An 18,552-nucleotide genomic window follows, 5' to 3' on the forward strand; every position below is an offset into this window, starting at 1 on the left:
TAACAGAAATTGGTAATTTCTAATACTCTGCCTGAAGCAACACTGAAATTTAAACGTAAATATCGTAAATCTGCTTAATAAGTCAAATTTGTTACATTTATCAGCCTATGACTTCGAGCTTATACAACTTAGACCGGATCTAAAACTTTATTTTCCAGCCAGCTATATTACTGAACCCGCATTCTCAGCAAAAATTTAGTACAAATGTACCAAAAGCTGCTAAAATGCCTTCAACGCCAGTTAGCCATAATCAGAACAAGTATGAAAAAAATCACAGACAACTGCACAAAACCTTATTTAAGCGAAATTTCATCATTGTCACCACTAAAAAATACATCCACTGCGTTAGTCAAAAGCTTTGGTAAAGCCATTACGCCATTGCAATTGCCAGACAATGATAGAGACAATGATTGGGATTGTTTACTAGTGCAAGCACAACGCATCAATCAAATGGCTGCACAGTTGGAAGCAATGATTTTAGAGTTCAAGACAATAGCCAGCAAACTGCAAGAAAAAGGAAAGCCATACAAAAGCATTTGTCAGTATTTACCAGTTAGCGTTCCTTGGGTAATCCAAAAGCCAGACGAGTCATTTATCTTGACAATGCAAAAAGTAGATATCTTCCAAGCCGAAAGACAAGCAGCACAGCTAGCACAGCAACTACGTCAGCATAGCAAAAGTAAAGAAGAGCGATCGCACTGAAGAGAGGGGACGATTACTCAAAACAGACAACAGACAACTGACGATCCACAAATCTTAAAGATAGGAAACCCCAACTACAGCCCAACCTATAAACTCTAAAAGTTATGCTGATTTAAAGTGGTAATAGAATTCTTGCTCACAGTCTCTATTACCACAAGCCTTTGTAGTTGGCAGAAACTTTACTGTCAAAGCGCAAAGGCGAAACTCGCCTAATAGCTGCACTGAGAACAATCATCGTAGTGCAACATCAGGAACAATTAATCAGCAGATAAAGAGGTACGGAAAAAATGTTAAGGACTCTTTTGGTAATCGCCATTGGTTTCTTACCATCCCTGTTCTCCTTGTGGGTTATCCGCAAAACTCATTTGCGGACACGTTTAAGGATGAGACAAGCAGCCATGAATGTTTCCGGGATGCGGATGAGACAAAATATCCGGCCAGTTGAAGGCGAACGCTATTATCTAGAAGGGGTTGGTTACCTAGTAGGTGACATCAGCTGTAAATTCAATGCTAGATCCGGCTATATTCGCTGTGCTGTCAATCCCGACGGGCCGTGTCAGGGATGTCGTCACTACGAACCAAAGGAATTGGCTGGAAGCGAACAGAGGACTTGAAAATGTTTAAATTTATAAACTTTTTCTACCTAGCCTAGCTCATCCAATCTCCAATAATTTTAAAAACAATAGCAATATTTTTGTGATTAATTAACATTAAATAACCAAATAATAGCGACAATTAATAATAATTTTTTGAGCTAATGTATTGCTTAAAGATAACCTTTTTTTAACCTTTTAAGAAAGGCTACTAAGGATTTTAAATCCTAAAAATTAATTTGTCTAGATTTTTTTTTGCTCAACAATAACCTATAGTTTTAATAATTTAATATCGGTAGATATACAGTAGTCGCTAACAAAATAAGTTACTAGTATACAGAAATAAATAGTAACAAAAAATTATCCGACTATTGTTAATGATATGAAGAGGCGTAATTTTTTATGGTATTCGCTATTATTTGCTTTTGGATGTACAGCAGAAGTTAATAATGCTGATAATCAGCAAAAATCAGTTCAAAATTATCCTACAAAATTAAAATTTGCTGTCACAGATATAAATGGACTAGAAAATTTACAAAGTGATTTTGGAGAGTTTCGCAATACTTTAGAAGAGATATTAAATATAAAAATTGAATTTTTTCCTGTGGAAAATCCTACAGCGGCTGCACCAGCTTTATTATCAGGACTAGTAGATATTGTATTTGCAGGGCCATCAGAATATTTAATTTTAAACTCTAGAGCTAAAGCTATTCCGATAATTGCTATTCAGCGCATTAACTACCATTCTATCTTTGTTGTCCGGGCAAATAGCAAAATTAAATCACTAAGTCAATTAAAAGGCAAAACAATTGCTATGCGAAAAATTGGCTCAACTTCTGGTCATCTCGCCCCTACTAAGCTGCTAATGGATGCCGGATTAAATCCAAAAACTGATGTGAAAATCGTCATGTTAGATGATCAAGGAGCGCAAGCTTTAAAAAAAGGTCAGGTGGATGCTTGGGCCACTGCATCTGACAGATACAAAAATATCTTAGAAAAAGAAGGCTTATTAGAAAAAGATTTTTCAATAATTTTTACAGGCCCACTACTTCCTAGTGATGTGTTTGTTGTTAAAAACCAATTATCACCTAATTTTATAGTAGATATACGCCAACGTATGCTTGATAATCAGGAAAAACTACTTCAAAGTATCTTGACTAGTAAAGCTAATCAAAAATACAAAGGAGGTAAATTTACTCCAGCCGATGATGCTGATTACAATATGATTCGTGAAGTTTATCAAAAAATTGGTCAAGGAACTTTTTTATAAGAGAAATATTTAATGAATGGTAAGCATACAAAAATCAAAAATCATGAGATTTTCCTAAGGTTCATTAAATTAAGTAATAATTGGTCTATTGCAAAAAAAATAAGTTATGGATATACAGTAGCAATTAGCATTGCTTTAATCGGCACAATTAGTGGATTAGTAATTGCTAACTCTTACGAAAGAAATGCACAAAAGCGAGTTGAGTTTGCGGAACAACAACAAAATCTTTTGAAAAATTTAGAAAATTCAGTAACCAGGATGCGGCTACATCCACAAAGGCTAGTTACTGTATTAGATGACTCTATTTGGTTAGAGTTTGAAAAGAACAAGTTTTTAAATGGAAATGTTCAAGTTAACAAACAGATAGCTGAGCTAGAAATATTTATAAATAAATCACCTTATTATTTAGCCTTAGGTTATACAGAATACCAAAGTTTTTTACAAAAATATCAAATCAATATTAATTCATACACTCAGTTATTTAAAAATTTTTGGCAGCAGATTGAAACAGATAGTTTACAAGCTCAAAAGCCACAAGATTTGCATAATAAGTTATTAATTTTACTTCTCAGGGAAGAGATTAGAAATATTAATATCAAATTTGATAAATTGTCTGATGAATTAATTCTCATTATAGGTAATGCTGAAAATCAAAAGCAACAAGCAATTACTAGCTTTACTTATGCTCGTAAATTGCGAATACAAGTTATAGCTTGTAGTGTAATTCTCTCATTGATAATCGCTGCTGCTTTGGCAGTTTATACTAGTAAATTAATTGCTCATCCTTTGCAATTAGTTACTAAAATCGCCCAACAAATTACCCAAGAATCAAATTTTCAACTCAGAGTTAATGTGAGTAGTAAAGATGAAGTAGGAACTTTGGCGGCTTCATTAAATCAATTAGTAGAATGGGTGGGAAATTATACTCAAGAATTAGAAATAGCTCGTCAAACTTTAGAAAAACGAGTAGAAGAAAGAACCCAAGAACTTCAACAAGCACATCACACTTTAGAGGAAAAAGTAGAAGAAAGAACCCAGGAACTTCAACAAGCACTGCAAGACTTAAAAGCAACTCAAGGACAATTAATTCAAACAGAAAAAATGTCATCACTGGGACAGATGGTAGCAGGTATAGCCCATGAAATTAATAACCCTGTTAACTTTATTCATGGTAATATTGAATGTGCTAGTGGCTATATTCAAGATTTAATTAATTTAATTAATCTATACCAGCAAGAATATCCAGAACCTAGCTATAGGATTGCCGAAAATATAGAAGATATTGATTTAGATTTTATTACAGAGGATTTATCTCATCTACTCTCCTCAATGAAGATGGGTTCGCAGAGAATCAGAGAAATTGTCTTATCTTTGCGCAATTTCTCACGATTAGATGAAGCTGATATGAAAGCAGTCAATATACATGAAGGTATAGATAATACTCTATTAATTTTGAATCATCGTCTCAAATTAGGAATTGAAATTATTAAAATTTATGGAGACTTACCATTAATTGAATGTTATCCAGCACAGCTTAATCAAGTATTTATGAATATCTTAAATAATGCATTAGATGCACTACTAGACTATAGCAATAAAAGAAATAAACAAATTATTATTAATACATCACTAGTAAATAATAATTGTCTAAAAATTAGCATTAAAGATAACGGCCCGGGAATACGCCAAGAAATTATGAGTAAACTATTTGACCCATTTTTTACAACTAAACCAGTAGGTAAGGGAACTGGCTTAGGTTTAAGTATCTCATACCAAATAATTGAAAAACACAAAGGTAAAATAGAAATAAATTCCGCAATCGATGAGGGCACAGAATTTACAATTACTTTGCCTATAAAAGCGGAAAATCTAGAATTTTCTAGGGTATTTAATGAGAACAAGTATATATAATCAAGAATTATCTAATAACAATAGATTGGTTTCTTAATAATATACTTAGAATAGATATTAGCCAGCTTAATGAAGATGTTTTAAAACATCGTTTCAGGGAAAAATATGTAATTGCGGCTATAGTCGCAACGTCCAGATGTCCCCAAGTGTACCTAAGTTAAAAGTAATAGCATAAGCCCCAAAATTTTCTTGGCACTCATTGGGCAGCTTTGCACATCCTGACTTGTTAAGCAAAACAACGTTTATCTCTGTGTCGATGAGAAGATTCTCACTCTACATTACTTTACCAAAACTTATAGCTAATAAAAGCTGAAGTTTGCGGCAAATTTATGGGTAAAGTTACATCTTGAGCCACACAGAATTTAATTTTTTTATGGGGGTGGTGGGACTTGAACCCACACGACCTTTTACGATCAACGGATTTTCATTCTCTCGCAGCTTTCACTACTGCCTAATAGTTTTCATTACTTTCGGCTTTGAGAATTGGACTCTCCCTTTACCCTCGACTTTAACGTTAGGGTAGCTCCCGTCGGGTCTCTGCACCTTCCCAAAATCGGATATTTTGAGTTTTGAAATTTAGATTAAAATCAATCAAAAATCAAAAGTCATTATATTTTCTTTTGGGCTTGGCTCAGGATTGCCATGTCTGTAAACAGATTTAGGTTTCCCTGAGTTTGAGAGCTTACACTTGAAAGATTTCTCTAGCAAGGCTCAGTTATCTAAGTCCGTAGCGTCTACCATTCCGCCACACCCCCCTAATTTTTAGTTAGGAGTTTATTTGATTGAGAGGTAATAAATACTCCCTCATACATTCCAGCATTAATTACGTCTTTTGTGCAACTAGATTTAATAATTTTGTTCACAAATAGTAATTTTACTGGTTTGGTGACTTTTATAAATACTTGTTGAACTGGCAACAGTATTTATTAGCTTTTTTGCGATCGCCACCTAGAGTGTTATTCCCATTTTATTGGGTAGCTTTAACTCCTTTCGCAAAAGCCTTAACAAAGGTAACACACCAAATTATGAATTGCAAGTACCACCACCAAATAATGTTTGGATAAAAATATCTAATGCCAATCCTAAGCAAATTGTATGCCCAATGCCCAATGCCCTATGCCCTATGCCCTATGCCCTATGCCCTATGTTTCGCCATTCAGCCTATGATGGAAGATAGATGTAATCAACCATCTTGTCTATCTCAGAAGCAAAAATTATGATTGTAGCCCTGCTGTATCTGGCTTTGGCTGGAGCTTATTTGTTAGTCATTCCAGTGGCTGTGTTGTTCTACCTCAAGCTGCGCTGGTATGTAGCTAGTTCTGTAGAGCGCACCATGATGTACTTTCTGGTGTTCTTCTTCTTTCCAGGATTGTTGGTTTTATCGCCATTTGTCAATATTCGACCCCAGCGGCGACAAATTGAAGTTTAACAAGATTGGTAGGTCATAACTCTCATGCGACGCATTGATGCTATAGGAATCGGCTTTGGCGTTTTTGTTGCTGGAGGCATAGTATATCTAGGCTTGCAGCTAGTAGGTTTAGATAGTCAAAAAGCTGGTATTTGGAGCCAAGTCTTGCTAGTCAGTGGTTTGCTGGGTTGGCTAGCTACCTATGTTTTTCGTGCGGTGGGTAAAAATATGACCTACCATCAACAACGCGAAGATTATGAACAGGCTTTTTTCCAAAAGCGGCTAGACGAACTGACTCCTGAAGAACTAGCCAAACTGCAAGCGGAAATTGAAGCGGAAAAACAATCTCAGCGTTAGGGTGTGGATTGGTCGTTGGTTCGGTGTCCGTTGTTTGGTAGGATATGACAACTGACTCTTGAATCTTGACCAATGACTGCTATTTCCCACTGCTTTGAAACTCTAGGACGCAATAAAGAGTGTGCGCTGATTCCGTTTATTACAGCTGGCGATCCAGATTTAGAAACAACGGCGGCGGCATTGCGAGTTCTAGATCGCAGTGGAGCAGATATTATTGAACTTGGGGTTCCCTACTCCGATCCTTTGGCAGACGGGCCGGTAATTCAAGCGGCTGCTACTCGCGCCCTAGAACGGGGAACCACCCTAGATAGTGTACTGGAAATGTTGCAAGCAACTACTCCAGATTTAAAATCGCCCATCGTCCTGTTTACTTACTACAATCCAATTTTGCACCGGGGAATTGATAAGTTTCTCCAAGAAATTGCGGCGGCTGGGGTAGCGGGTTTGGTAGTACCAGATTTACCTTTGGAAGAAGCTGCTGTTTTAATCGAACCAGCTAGCAAGATGGGAATTGACTTAATTTTGCTGATAGCACCCACTAGTTCTGTTGAACGAATAGAAGCGATCGCTCGCGCTTCTCAAGGATTTATCTATTTAGTCAGCGTTACTGGTGTCACTGGTATGAGAGCGCAGATAGAAACGCGAGTTTCGGATTTACTCAAAGAAATACGTAATTTTACAGGTAAGCCAATTGGGGTAGGCTTTGGGATTTCGCAAGTAGAACAAGCGCGTCAGGTCAGAGATTGGGGCGCAGATGCGGCGATTGTCGGCAGTGCTTTTGTCAAACGTTTAGCCGAAGGTACTCCCCAAGAGGGGTTAAATGCGATCGCAGAATTTTGTCAAAGTCTTAAAGCAGATCTCAAGGCAAAGTAATACTGGTATAAATACTAGTCTTGATGACTAGGGAAAAGTAGATTAAAAATATATAACAGTGTAGTTTTTTTGCCGGGGATTGGTAGATAATTTAACAGATATAATATTAAATATAAGCAGCAAATATGATGCTGTGTTAAAACTACCTGGGAACATCGCTGATACTTTGGGTATTATGTTGAAGTGTAAGTAAACTAAAAAATATGAGTGTGAGAGTGAGTCAGTTAAAAATGATGATTATTACGTCGCAGTTGAGGGGCTTAGGCGATGAGTGAGAGTATGGCATTTATCGGTGGAGTTGCCGTAGCTGGTCTGGCGGCTCTAGTATTGCTCAAAGGGGCAGGTAATAATTCTCTACAACCTAATTTTGCGGTTACCCCACAGATGCCTCCTACTGTAGTAGCACCTCAGGTAATGACACCGCCCCAGTATCCCTATGGGCAGCCGATGTATCCCAATAATCAGCCTCCCACTGCTCCTAATTCCGATCAGCGAGCTGAACTAGAAACTCTCAAGTCGGAAATGGCGCGGTTGAAAAACGATAACGAGCAGTTGAGAACTCAAAATCAACAACTCCAATGGCAGTTTCAAAGCTACAATCAGCAGCAACAACAACTGCAATTTGCCCAACAAAATAATCAGAAAACAGCTTTACAACCTCAAAATCCTTGGTGGTCTTCACCTATAGTCTGGGCAGTAGGCGGTATGACTCTAACAATTGGTGGTGGCGTTGTCGTTGCTGGTGTATTGGCTTTATTTTCCCCAAAACAGCGCTCTAGTCGAACTGTACAAGTAATTCACCCATACCAAGGACAGACATCGCCTTTAGTTCCTGTACGTCGGACTGAGTTTTTACCCCCCCGCATGGAAGCAAGACGAGTAGAAACAGCAGAATATGACGATGTACGTTAACGGCAATATATAGTAGTTAGCAGGGTTAGCAACTACCTCTATATCTATTATTGAATAATAAAATTAAGAGTAACTCGCATTTTCACTTCAGAAATAGAAGCAGATGTGAGTATTTTTATATGCTCATATAGAAATGGCGATCGCTTAGGGACTTCAGGGGACAGCAACGTTTAGATATGCACCCTGACTAAGGGAATTTATTGGCGCATAAATATTTGCTGGTATCAGCTTTGCTGATTTTTCACCAAACTCTGACTTTTGTTAGAGGGATAAATAATTTTTTCCAGTTAGTCTTAATTTGTAATCAAAAGAGTCATTGGCTTGATTTCATCACTAAATCTATCACTCTATTAGGTTGGTTAATTTCCCAGAGAAACTAACTATAGTTTCTGATGGAATTAGCTAAATTTGCAGTGAGCCAGTGATATCTCGACAATCTAAAAATCTTCGAGAATTTTACCAAGGGAGTATTGGCATGAAAAATGTGATTTCTAATGCGATCGCTTACATTAGTTCTTTGTTTCAAGGATTTCAAGTTAAGCGTTTTTTATCTGTTGTCTTTGTTGGTTTAATTGTCCTGACAACCAATGTAGATCATGGTAACAATAGCGCCTACATTGACGATTCTGGACGCAGTAATAGAGAGTTGCGCGCCCAAGTTCGCGAAAGAGTATCAGAAAATGATGCTCAAAGACCTAAAACCACAGGTCAATGGAATCGAGAAGCACGGGAAACAAAAGGCGCGCCTGGTGAACGTTTACAACGGATTGGTCAACAATCGGCTGAAGCCTTTAAAGAATTTGGCTCTGGCTATGTAGAAGGTGCTAAGGAAACTGCTGGTGGTGTTAAGGATAGTGCAGCCAAAGCAGGTAGAGATATCTCTAACACAGTGCAACGCTAAATTTTAACTAGGGACTTCCAAGTAAAAAAATATTCCATTACTATTGTTCACTGTTGACGGTTGACTGTTAACCGTCAACTACTTGAACGGAATAATTTATTTTTTGGAGTTCCCATAGTGTAATTTAGTCTAATTAACTATTTGATTTTTGAATAAAACGGATGCGTTGATTACAAGTTTAAAACGGCATGATGTAAGTGATGATGCGATCAATCAAGCACTAGTTGATATTGCCAATGAGTAGTTATTTTTGTTTGGCAACTTTACAACAATGGCATTAACAATCGAGAAGTTCTCACAGCTAATTTAAACCACAAAGGTTTTTTTTGATATTCAGCATAATTAACTTCCACAGAAACTGCTAAATCATCCTTTAACATTTTTTCCACACTGGCTACAAATTGGGGTGCAGCGACAAAACCCATAACTTCAAAGTTGAGAAAAAATGAGCGATTATCTAAATTAACTGTGCCGACTCCGGCCATATCGTCATCAATGAGGATGATTTTTTGATGCATAAATCCATGTTTATAACGATATAGCTGGATGCCGATCGCTTCCATTTCGCTGTAGTAGGAAAAAGAACAAAGATAAACAAATAGATGATCGGGGCGATTGGGTAAAAGAATGCGCACGTCTACACCGCGCATTGCAGCTAGTTTTAAGGCTGTTAAAGTTGCGTCATCGGGGACAAAGTAAGGTGTAGCAATCCACAGGCGCGTTTGCGCTTCGTTGATTGCATTCACAAAGAACAAGTTACAATTTTTGTATTTATCTGCGGGGCCTGTAGGTAGAACAAATGCGGTTTGATTGGCTTGTTGATTGGCTTTAATTTGCCAGTTGACATCAATTAGCTTTCGCGTCGCCCAGTACCAATCTTGCATAAATGAAGCTTGCAAACTTTGGACGGTGGGCCCTTGTAGTTTCATGTGAGTATCACGCCAAGGACTGAGACGGGGATTTTTGCCTAAATATTCGTCACCAATATTTAACCCGCCTAAAAATCCGACTTCACCATCTACGACTATAATCTTGCGATGATTGCGAAAGTTGAGTTGGAAGCGATTACCTTTACCTTTGGTGGTGTGAAATGCGCTGACTTCAATACCATGTTTGCGTAGAGATTGGATATAACCACGAGATAGTTTGTTAGAACCGATTTCATCATAGAGAAAGTAAATATTTACTCCTTGCTTGGCTTTGTCAATTAATGCTTGTTTGAATTCTTCGCCTGCTTGATCGTCGTTGACGATATATGATTGCAGCAAAATGTAATTGGTGGCGGAGGCGATCGCACTTAACATAGCTGCATAGGTTTTTTGACCATCAATTAGCAATTCGGCTGCATTACCGGATGTAAAGGGTATGCCGGTAAAGGTTTTTGCTAGTGGTTGCAACCTGGCTAAATTATCTGGTAATGCTATTTGAAATTGGGCAATATCATTGTATGTTTGACGAGCTAGCTCATAGTGTTCTGCATAAACTGAGCGCAAGGCTTCAGCATATCCATGAAATTTAGTTCTCCCCAAAACCCAATATAAGGGAATAGCTAACCAGGGAAAAGTCACTAAGGAAATTCCCCAGGCGATCGCACCTTGAGAAGAACGCACTATCATTACTGCATGGGCTGCATGGACAATTCCTAAAGCATGAACAATAACTGTAGCCGCACTATAAATAGTTATGGCACCACTATCTATCAACATCTGTAATTTTCTGTAATTTTATCTAATTTTTTTTAGGTTTTTTAAGTCTGTATATAAGAAAATTCTGCCAATAATGGCTTGTGATCTGATGAATTAATATTTTCTAGTACCCTAGCACTGGCTTTATTTTCTTTTAGTCCCCGGTAAAATATATAGTCTAATGGCGGTGATAACAGAAATCGTTTAATTTTTTTGCTGTGGTGGGGTGTAAAAGCTACTGGCGTTAATCCTAATCGGGTAACGACTTTATAAAGCAGTAAAGCCCTTTTTTGACTCCATGTGTTGAAATCTCCCGAAAAAATAATTGGCCCTTGATGGGTAGACAGTGCTATTTCTAATTCATGCAATTGAGTTTTAAATTTATGAATATTGACGAAATTTATCAAATGACTATTGATAGTTAAGAGACTATTTTGATTGTGAGATAAGGAATATTCAGCAATAAGCGAGACTTTTGGTGTTTTTATAATGGGTTCATAATGTTTAGTAATGATGGCTCTTTTATGCAGGGGGCTGATTTTAGCTGCGGTTAAAATGCCTGAATAACTTTGATGATGAGCATCAATAAAGTTAGGTGCAAAGTTCCAACTCATATTTATCAGTTCTTTGAGGTTCTTTGCATCTATATCTAGACGGAATTCTTGCAGAAAAATTAAGTCTGGTTGATATTGCTCCAGGATGTTTAAAAAATCTTGCAGCCAATTTTTGTCATAAGTTTTCTTGGCGATATTCCAGTTGAGAACTTTGATTGATGAAGCGTTAAGTTCTGTTTGCAGTATATGGCTGCGATCGATTGTGGATTCTTGAGGGCGCAGAAAGCGATAGGAGGGAACGAATTTTTTCGCAAGGATGTCTACTTTTTCTTTGAGATCTACCATTTTTTACTGCAACCTGACCTTTACATAGCTTAACTCTAAATTTTATCGGGAAAGGCAGAGGGCAGGAGGCAGAAGGGAATGCTGTTTCCTGTCATCATGAAATTCCATCCCCGGAGGATAGGATGAGCTTAATAGCTGACAGCTGAGGAAAAATTGGAAATTGCAAATGCTAATGATGAAAAATTGCCTGACACCATCTACAATTTCAGGTTAATGTTTTCAGATATCGACTCAGCAAGAGTTTTCAGGTATTATTCGTGACACAACAAGACCAAAAACCCTCTCGTTCTTTCGCTGGAATTGCTGGCATTGTTGCCATTGCTACGTTAATTAGTAAAGTATTTGGTTTAGTTAGGCAGCAAGCGATCGCTGCGGCTTTTGGTGTTGGTGCTGCTGCCACTGCCTATAGTTATGCGTATATTATTCCTGGTTTTTTATTAATTTTACTCGGTGGTGTAAACGGGCCGTTACATAGTGCCATTGTTAGTGTTTTAGCTAAGCGCAAGCCAGAAGAAGCTGCGCCTTTAGTGGAAACAGTGACGACTTTTGTAGGTGGTTTGCTGTTACTGGTGACATTTGCACAGATTTTCTTTGCAAATGAGCTAGTTGATTTAATCGGACATGGTTTAGATCCGACAACTAGAGCGATCGCTATCCAACAAATCCAAATTATGGCACCGATGGCTTTATTTGCAGGCTTCATCGGTATTGGTTTTGGTACTCTCAACGCTGCTAATCAATATTGGTTGCTTTCCCTTAGTCCTTTATTATCTAGCATCACTGTTGTCATCGGTATTGCTATCTTAGCGGTGCAATATGGCAAAGATATTATTCTGCCGCAATATGCTTACATCGGCGGTATGGTTTTAGCTTGGGGAACCTTAGCCGGAGCAATTCTGCAATGGGTAGTACAGTTAATTGTGCAGTGGCGCTTAGGATTAGGCACATTAAAGTTGCGATTTGATTTTAAATCACCTGGAGTTCAAGAAGTAATTAAAATCATGACGCCGGCGACAATTTCCTCGGGAATGATGCCGATTAACTTTGCAACAGCACTATATTTTGCTAGTCCGATTCCTGGTGCTGCGGCTGGTTTTAATTATGCCAATCTGCTAGTGCAAACACCTCTAGGGATTATTTCTAACATTATTTTGTTGCCATTATTACCAATATTTGCCAAACTTGCTGCACCGGAAAATTGGCCGGATTTGAAACTACGCATTCGCCAAGGATTGCTACTAACTGCTTTTACCATGTTACCCTTAGGCGCACTGATGGTAGTTTTATCAGTCCCCATTGTGCAAATAGTCTATGAACGAGGTGCTTTTAAGCAAGAAGCAACAGAGTTGGTTTCTTCCTTACTGATTGCTTATGGTATCGGCATGTTTGTCTATTTAGGGCGTGATGTATTAGTCCGAGTATTTTATGCTTTAGGTGATGGACAAACACCATTTCGCATTAGTACTTTTAACATCTTTCTCAACGCTTTACTAGATTGGTTACTAGTGCAACCTTTTGGCGCGCCTGGTTTAGTTTTAGCTACTGTAGGTGTTAATTGTAGTTCCATGTTAATGCTGTTGTGGATACTCAATCGCAAAATTGACGGTTTACCTTGGCGTGAGTGGAGTATACCTATTATTGGTTTAACTGCTGGGAGCATAGTTTCTGGGGTAGCTAGCTATGGTGCTTTATTCGCTTGTCAGCAGGTATTTAAATCAACAAATTTAGTCATTCTGCTGTTAGAGGTATCTATCGCTGGTTTAGTAGGAATTGTTGTGTTTGCTATCTTTGCTTACTGGCTGAAGATACCAGAGATAAATAGTTTTGTAGTGCGGATGCGTCAGCGATTCTTGAAGAAATAACCAACTTTTTTGGGTATTGCTACATAAACAAAGCCTGCCTCCGCAGGCTTCATCTTTATAGCCCCAGGCTTCCAGCCTGCGGGCGTTTTAAAAACTGGGATGCACCCGTTACCAGCCAACAGTCAACAGTCAACAGCTATACATCAACTACACAGCTAAGGGCACAACATTGTTGTGTCCTTAGTTGTAGCCTATACATATGCAACAGCAAGTTGCTTTTGTGGTTGTAATAAAGGCGATATACTACTTTTGTATTTTTCTTGGCTAAGAATTAAGGATAATTATGGGAGATTTTGATGAAGGCTTTGATATTGTTATTGCTCAAACAAATAATATGACAACGCAACCAGAGCTAGAAGATATTCAAAACAATAATTCTCAAGTCATTAATTTAGGAAAAATCAAAACCTCTGGAGATTTATATCATCTGGAAGCGCCGATACGTCAATTACGTAACTTTCTCGAACCTTACGAATTTTTTATTAAAAGCTTAATTCAACAATTAACTAATTTAGTCCAAGATAAATTAAATATTAATCCTGCTGGTAATACTCAGCATATTTTAAATATTATTCGTCAAACTTCTGATGCTGATTTGGTATTTATTTTGGGAAGCGATAGCCAAGATAAATTATATATTCAATCCCATAGTAATGTTTCTCAATTTATAGACCATAACTTTTATTTTAATACCTTCAATTCACATATTTTACCTACAGTTTCTCAGGTGGCAATTTTTAACCCGGCTTATCATGGAATTTATAGATTACATGAAGATATCAATGGTGAGAGAAAAGCTTTTGTCTTTGTACCTTTAAAAGGTTTATTAAAAGTCGAGGTACTTGTGGTTTGTGGTATACCACAAGATTCCTATCTCTTAGGCGATATCTACGGGCGAATATTATCTAGCTTTTATCTGGCTGCTCAGAAATTAGCTCATAATCCAGATTTAGTAGAAGCGGCGATTTTGGATGATTTAAAGAAAGACTTTGGATTTGTTGCTGCACATTTATACGAACGCAGGTTTAGATTATTTTGCGATCGCCTGCAAAGGATGATAGTTTATTTTGAGCCAGTGCTGCATTTAGATGCTGATGAATTATTTATCAGTAGTTGGGAAGCTTTAGCCAGAGATCCCGATACTTTAACCGCACCTGTGGATTTATTTCAGGCTGCGGAAATGTGGGGAACGAGATTTATAATTGAACTCGATCAATATTTTTTGCGCACAGCTACTTTTAGTTATCAAGCAGCGAGAAAAAAATCAAAACAAAATAGATCTAAAGATATCGTACCATTATCCGTTAACGTTTATCCAGAATCTTTAATTAGAACTGCCTATTTTGAAACTGTGCGTCAGGTTTTGCAAGAGAAAACCATTACATCAAGAAATTTAATCTTAGAAATTTCCGAAAAAACAGAATTACCACAATTTAATGAAGGTGTGCAGTTAAAATCACCTTTGACATTTTTCAAGAATAAATTATTGGAATATGTCAGTCAATTACAAATAAGATTTGCCATTGATGATTTTGGTGCAGGTTATGCTTCCGTGTCTCGCCTCGCCGGCTTAAACCCATCTCATGTGAAAATAGATCGCAATATTTTGTACCATCAACCTTGCGATGTGATTATCCGCTTTGTTCATGAATTAGTAGGTGCAAATAATCTTAATCCTTCCAATGTCATTGTTGAAGGGATAGATGAAACTACTCCCATTAGCTTACATCGCCTGCACGAGATTGGCGTCAAATATATTCAAGGGCATATTGTTGGTAAACCAAGTCCAGAGATTTATCGGCTGAGTAAAGAAAAGTACGACGATCTGCGAAGATTGATTTTAGAAAAGCCCTATTGAGGACAAGATATTTATAAATGCGATCGCGAAAATAGCAATTGGGTTCGCGAAAATAGCAATTGTAGTATCAGAAATGGCAATTGTATTATCGGAAATAGCAATTGTAGTATCAGAAATGGCAATTGTATTATCAAAAATGGCAATTGTAGTGTCAGAAATAGCAATTGTATTATCAAAAATGGCAATTGTAGTATCAGAAATGGCAATTGTAGTATCAGAAATGGCAATTGTATTATCAAAAATGGCAAATGCGATCGCATTTACGATAACTGCTTATTCTTTTATTAAAAAACTTAAGCAAAACTTATTAATAAGACAATCATTGCAACAAAAATTTTTCGTGATACAGCATTTTTCTCTGCCCAATGCCCCATGCCCAATGCCCAATTACATTACCTTTCCCCAATCAAAGTAAACGCCGCCCAATCACCAGCAGAGGGAAATTTTTCCTTAGTCTTCAACATCGCCTGACGTAAAGCCAGCGCTTTATCTGGTTGAGTTTGCAAACTCTTGTAAAATTCCACCATTAAATATTGTGTGGGTTGATCCGGTACTTGCCATAAAGAAACCAGTACACTGGGAACGCCTGCGGAAATTAAAGAACGCGATAACCCAATTACACCATCACCGGAAAGTTTTCCTTTACCAGTTTCACAAGCACTAAGAACAACTAACTGAGCTTTTAATTTTAAATCTAAAATTTCCTCAGCTTTGAGTAAACCATCATCATTGCTCGATGGCGCAAGAGCAATCCAACTACCCAAACCGCGATAATCATCAGCCCAACCGTGAGTAGCTAAATGAATTACATCTGCTGAAGATAACCTTGACAAAATATTAGCTTTAGTCGCATCTTTACCTAGAATCGCCTGAGTTTTTAACATCTGGGCAATAGTCTTGGCTTCAAGTTCCGCCCCTGGTAGTGGATCTAACTTTGTTGCAGGTTTACCTGGTTCTGTAGATACTACAGGCATGATAGGATTACCGACAATCAAGGCATTATTATAATTAGTTTGTCTGCCTCGCTTTAATTGATGGGTAAAATCTAATACTTGAATTGCTGGAGCAGTAAGAATAGTATGTTTTTCAATTAAATATTTACCTTTTGCATCAAGTAAAGCTGGGAAAGGTGCGAAAAATAAAGAACGTTGGGGAATGAAAATAACTCTATCTTCAGGTTTTTTTGGTAATAAATCGGCAATATCTTTAATTAAAATTTCATGCAGTCTTTGTAATGATTTTTTAGATGATGCTGCATCAGGATTTTGAATCGCGACAATACCGCCTGCGCTTCTACCTCTACCAGCACCAATATTTATACGACTACTAGTAACTAATTCCTCTAAATTTGTATTATCTTTTTGCCACAGAGATTTAAGGTCAACTTTGCGAAATGCGACTTCACCTGTCGGCTTGACAACCCAAATATAGAGGTCGGATTCTTTAGTTTGTTGTCTATCTGCAATTTTGAAATGATCGTAAATAATAGAATATTGTACGAGAGTAGCATTTTGCTGTTGAGCAATTTGTTTAATCTCGGCAATTGTGGGAAATTGAGTTGATTTATCTGTCTGTTTATTATTAGTAGATATACGAGATGATAGCAACTCAACAAATACCCTAGCGCGACTGCGTTCGGCAATTTCTAGAGCTGCATCAATTTTATTTTGAGCAATCAGGACTTCTTGTAAAATCCTGTAGGTGCTGCGTTGGGTGTCAAATAAAGAAATTTTATCTTCATCAGGTAATTCTTTATCTCGCAGAGATTCCCAAATATGAATTCCTTCATACAGGGTTTTCTCTGCTGCACTGAGATTACCTTGCTTTTGAAAACTAATTCCTAGATTGTGTAAAGAGATTCCCTCACTTACACGGTCTTTAATTTCACGGTCAATTGCTAAACTTTGTTTGTGATATTCAATCGCTTTGGGATAGTTTCCTAGAGCATCATAAGTATTACCAAGATTACCCAGTGCATTACTCTCGCCCGTGCGGCTTTGAATTTCCCTGGCGATCGCTAAACTTTGTTGCTGATAATCAATGGCTTTTTGATAGTCTCCCAGTTTATGGTAAGTAGTACCAAGATTAGCTAATACTATAGAACTTCCCCTACGGTCTTTGATTTGTTGGGCGATCGCTAATCTCTGTTGGAAGTACTCAAGAGCTTTTTTATAGTCTCCTAGAGAAAAGTAAGCATTACCAAGATTACCTAGTACCTTTCCTTCACCCCGACGGTTTTGAATTTCTCTGAAGATCGCTAAACTCTGCTGAAAGTATGCAATAGCTTGGGAATAGTCTCCGAAATCATCGTAAATTACACCCAGACTACTTAAAGAATCTCCCTCGCCTTTACGGTCTTGAATTTCTCTTTTGATCGCTAAACTGGCAAGATGGGAATCAATAGCTTTTTTGTAGTATCCTAAAGCTCTATAGACAAGACCGAGACTACCTAGTGACCTGGCCTCGCCCCTACGGTCTTTAATTTTTTTAGCCAGTGTTAAACTCTGTTGGTGATACTCAATCGCTTTCGGGTAATCTGCTAGATTATAGTAAGTACTACCGAGACTACTCAGTGCATGAGCCTCACCTTTCCGGTCTTTAATTTCTTTGGTGATCGCTAATTTCTGTTGGTAGTATTCAATAGCTTTTTTGTAGTTTCCCAAAGCACTATAAGCAACACCAAGATTACCAAGTGCTTTTCCTTGGCTAAATCGGTCTTTAGTTTCAATAGCGATCGCTAAACTCTGTTGTTGATACTCAATCGCTTTCGGGTAATCTGCTAGATTATAGTAAGCATTACCAAGATTACCCAGCGCCCTACCTTCATCTTCACGATTTTTGATTTCTTTAGCGATCGCTAAATCTTGCTGGTGGTAATCAATGGCTTTTTTGTAGTTTCCCAAAACATGGTAAGCAATACCAAGTCCGCCCAGCACAACTCCTTCAAGCTTACGGTCTTTAATTTCTTTAGCGATCGCCAAACTCTGCTGAAAGTAATCAATGGCTTTTTGATATTCTGCTAAAGCATGGTAAGCACCACCGATATTACTCAGTGCGTATCCTTCGCCTTGACGGTTTTTGATTTCCTGGTAAATAATCAGTGCTTGTTGCCACAATCGTAATGCAGCTTCAAAGTCACTATTGTTATACTGCTGATTACCTTGCTGAAAAAGTTTATCAGCTTCAGCTTTCCGCGCTTCTGGGGTTTGTGCTGAAGCTTGGGTTATTCCCACAATTGCGCTGCGGTTGATTGGTATTTGTCCAATTGTTGCGAGTAAGGTGATGAAAGTAATCAGTGCAATTTTCTGTATCTTCATTGGA

General features: G+C 37.7%; 15 protein-coding genes. 12 read left to right on the forward strand and 3 right to left on the reverse strand.

What is annotated here, in order from left to right:
- Positions 1–261 precede the first annotated feature (261 nt).
- The 9 genes from H6G41_RS18855 to H6G41_RS18895 all read left to right on the forward strand — a co-directional run bounded on the left by H6G41_RS18855 (position 262) and on the right by H6G41_RS18895 (position 8,927).
- A complete protein-coding gene (locus tag H6G41_RS18855; protein ID WP_190747713.1) occupies positions 262–702 on the forward strand; it encodes a hypothetical protein in 441 nt (146 codons plus the stop codon).
- 287 nt (positions 703–989) lie between these two features.
- Positions 990–1,316, forward strand: coding sequence for a DUF6464 family protein (locus H6G41_RS18860; protein WP_190747714.1), 327 nt, complete (start codon positions 990–992; stop codon positions 1,314–1,316).
- 361 nt (positions 1,317–1,677) lie between these two features.
- Positions 1,678–2,565: a phosphate/phosphite/phosphonate ABC transporter substrate-binding protein gene (locus H6G41_RS18865; RefSeq protein ID WP_190747715.1), complete on the forward strand. Its 888-nt coding sequence runs from the start codon at positions 1,678–1,680 to the stop codon at positions 2,563–2,565.
- A 12-nt stretch (positions 2,566–2,577) separates the two neighbouring features.
- Positions 2,578–4,476, forward strand: coding sequence for an ATP-binding protein (locus H6G41_RS18870; protein ID WP_190747716.1), 1,899 nt, complete (start codon positions 2,578–2,580; stop codon positions 4,474–4,476).
- Positions 4,477–5,692: 1,216 nt separating this feature from the next.
- Positions 5,693–5,905 carry an NAD(P)H-quinone oxidoreductase subunit L gene (gene ndhL, locus H6G41_RS18875; protein WP_190747717.1) on the forward strand — a complete coding sequence of 71 codons (213 nt, stop codon included), beginning with the start codon at positions 5,693–5,695 and terminating at the stop codon, positions 5,903–5,905.
- A 24-nt stretch (positions 5,906–5,929) separates the two neighbouring features.
- Positions 5,930–6,241, forward strand: coding sequence for a DUF3007 family protein (locus H6G41_RS18880; RefSeq protein ID WP_190747718.1), 312 nt, complete (start codon positions 5,930–5,932; stop codon positions 6,239–6,241).
- Positions 6,242–6,313: 72 nt separating this feature from the next.
- Positions 6,314–7,114, forward strand: a complete 801-nt coding sequence (trpA, locus tag H6G41_RS18885) for a tryptophan synthase subunit alpha (RefSeq protein WP_190747719.1) — start codon at positions 6,314–6,316, stop codon at positions 7,112–7,114.
- Between the two features lie 267 nt (positions 7,115–7,381).
- The gene (locus H6G41_RS18890; protein ID WP_190747720.1) at positions 7,382–8,026 is read left to right on the forward strand and encodes a heterocyst differentiation related protein; all 645 of its coding nucleotides are present in this window, start codon (positions 7,382–7,384) and stop codon (positions 8,024–8,026) included.
- 475 nt (positions 8,027–8,501) lie between these two features.
- Positions 8,502–8,927, forward strand: a complete 426-nt coding sequence (locus H6G41_RS18895; protein ID WP_190747721.1) for a hypothetical protein — start codon at positions 8,502–8,504, stop codon at positions 8,925–8,927.
- Positions 8,928–9,190: 263 nt separating this feature from the next.
- Here H6G41_RS18895 and cls read toward each other — a convergent pair whose 3' ends face one another.
- Together cls and H6G41_RS18905 are read right to left on the reverse strand one after the other, a co-directional pair.
- Positions 9,191–10,633 (reverse strand): cardiolipin synthase, encoded by a 1,443-nt coding sequence (cls, locus tag H6G41_RS18900; RefSeq protein ID WP_190747722.1) that lies wholly within the window; start codon positions 10,631–10,633, stop codon positions 9,191–9,193.
- Between the two features lie 41 nt (positions 10,634–10,674).
- Entirely contained in the window at positions 10,675–11,511 is an 837-nt protein-coding gene (locus tag H6G41_RS18905) for an endonuclease/exonuclease/phosphatase family protein (protein WP_190747723.1), read from the reverse strand.
- A gap of 257 nt (positions 11,512–11,768) precedes the next feature.
- On the opposite strand from H6G41_RS18905, the gene murJ reads away from it, so the two are divergent.
- From murJ to H6G41_RS18920, 3 genes are all read left to right on the forward strand, one after another.
- Positions 11,769–13,373, forward strand: coding sequence for a murein biosynthesis integral membrane protein MurJ (gene murJ, locus H6G41_RS18910; protein ID WP_190747724.1), 1,605 nt, complete (start codon positions 11,769–11,771; stop codon positions 13,371–13,373).
- A 283-nt stretch (positions 13,374–13,656) separates the two neighbouring features.
- On the forward strand, positions 13,657–15,231 hold the full coding sequence (locus tag H6G41_RS18915) for an EAL domain-containing protein (RefSeq protein ID WP_242037974.1): 1,575 nt from the start codon (positions 13,657–13,659) through the stop codon (positions 15,229–15,231).
- A 73-nt stretch (positions 15,232–15,304) separates the two neighbouring features.
- Positions 15,305–15,646 (forward strand): hypothetical protein, encoded by a 342-nt coding sequence (locus tag H6G41_RS18920; RefSeq protein ID WP_190747725.1) that lies wholly within the window; start codon positions 15,305–15,307, stop codon positions 15,644–15,646.
- On the opposite strand, the gene H6G41_RS18925 is transcribed toward H6G41_RS18920, so the two are convergent.
- The gene (locus tag H6G41_RS18925) at positions 15,624–18,548 is read right to left on the reverse strand and encodes a CHAT domain-containing tetratricopeptide repeat protein (protein WP_190747726.1); all 2,925 of its coding nucleotides are present in this window, start codon (positions 18,546–18,548) and stop codon (positions 15,624–15,626) included. The genes H6G41_RS18920 and H6G41_RS18925 overlap by 23 nt on opposite strands.
- Between the last annotated feature and the right edge of the window lie 4 nt (positions 18,549–18,552).

This window comes from Tolypothrix sp. FACHB-123 (assembly GCF_014697075.1).
GTDB lineage: Bacteria > Cyanobacteriota > Cyanobacteriia > Cyanobacteriales > Nostocaceae > Aulosira.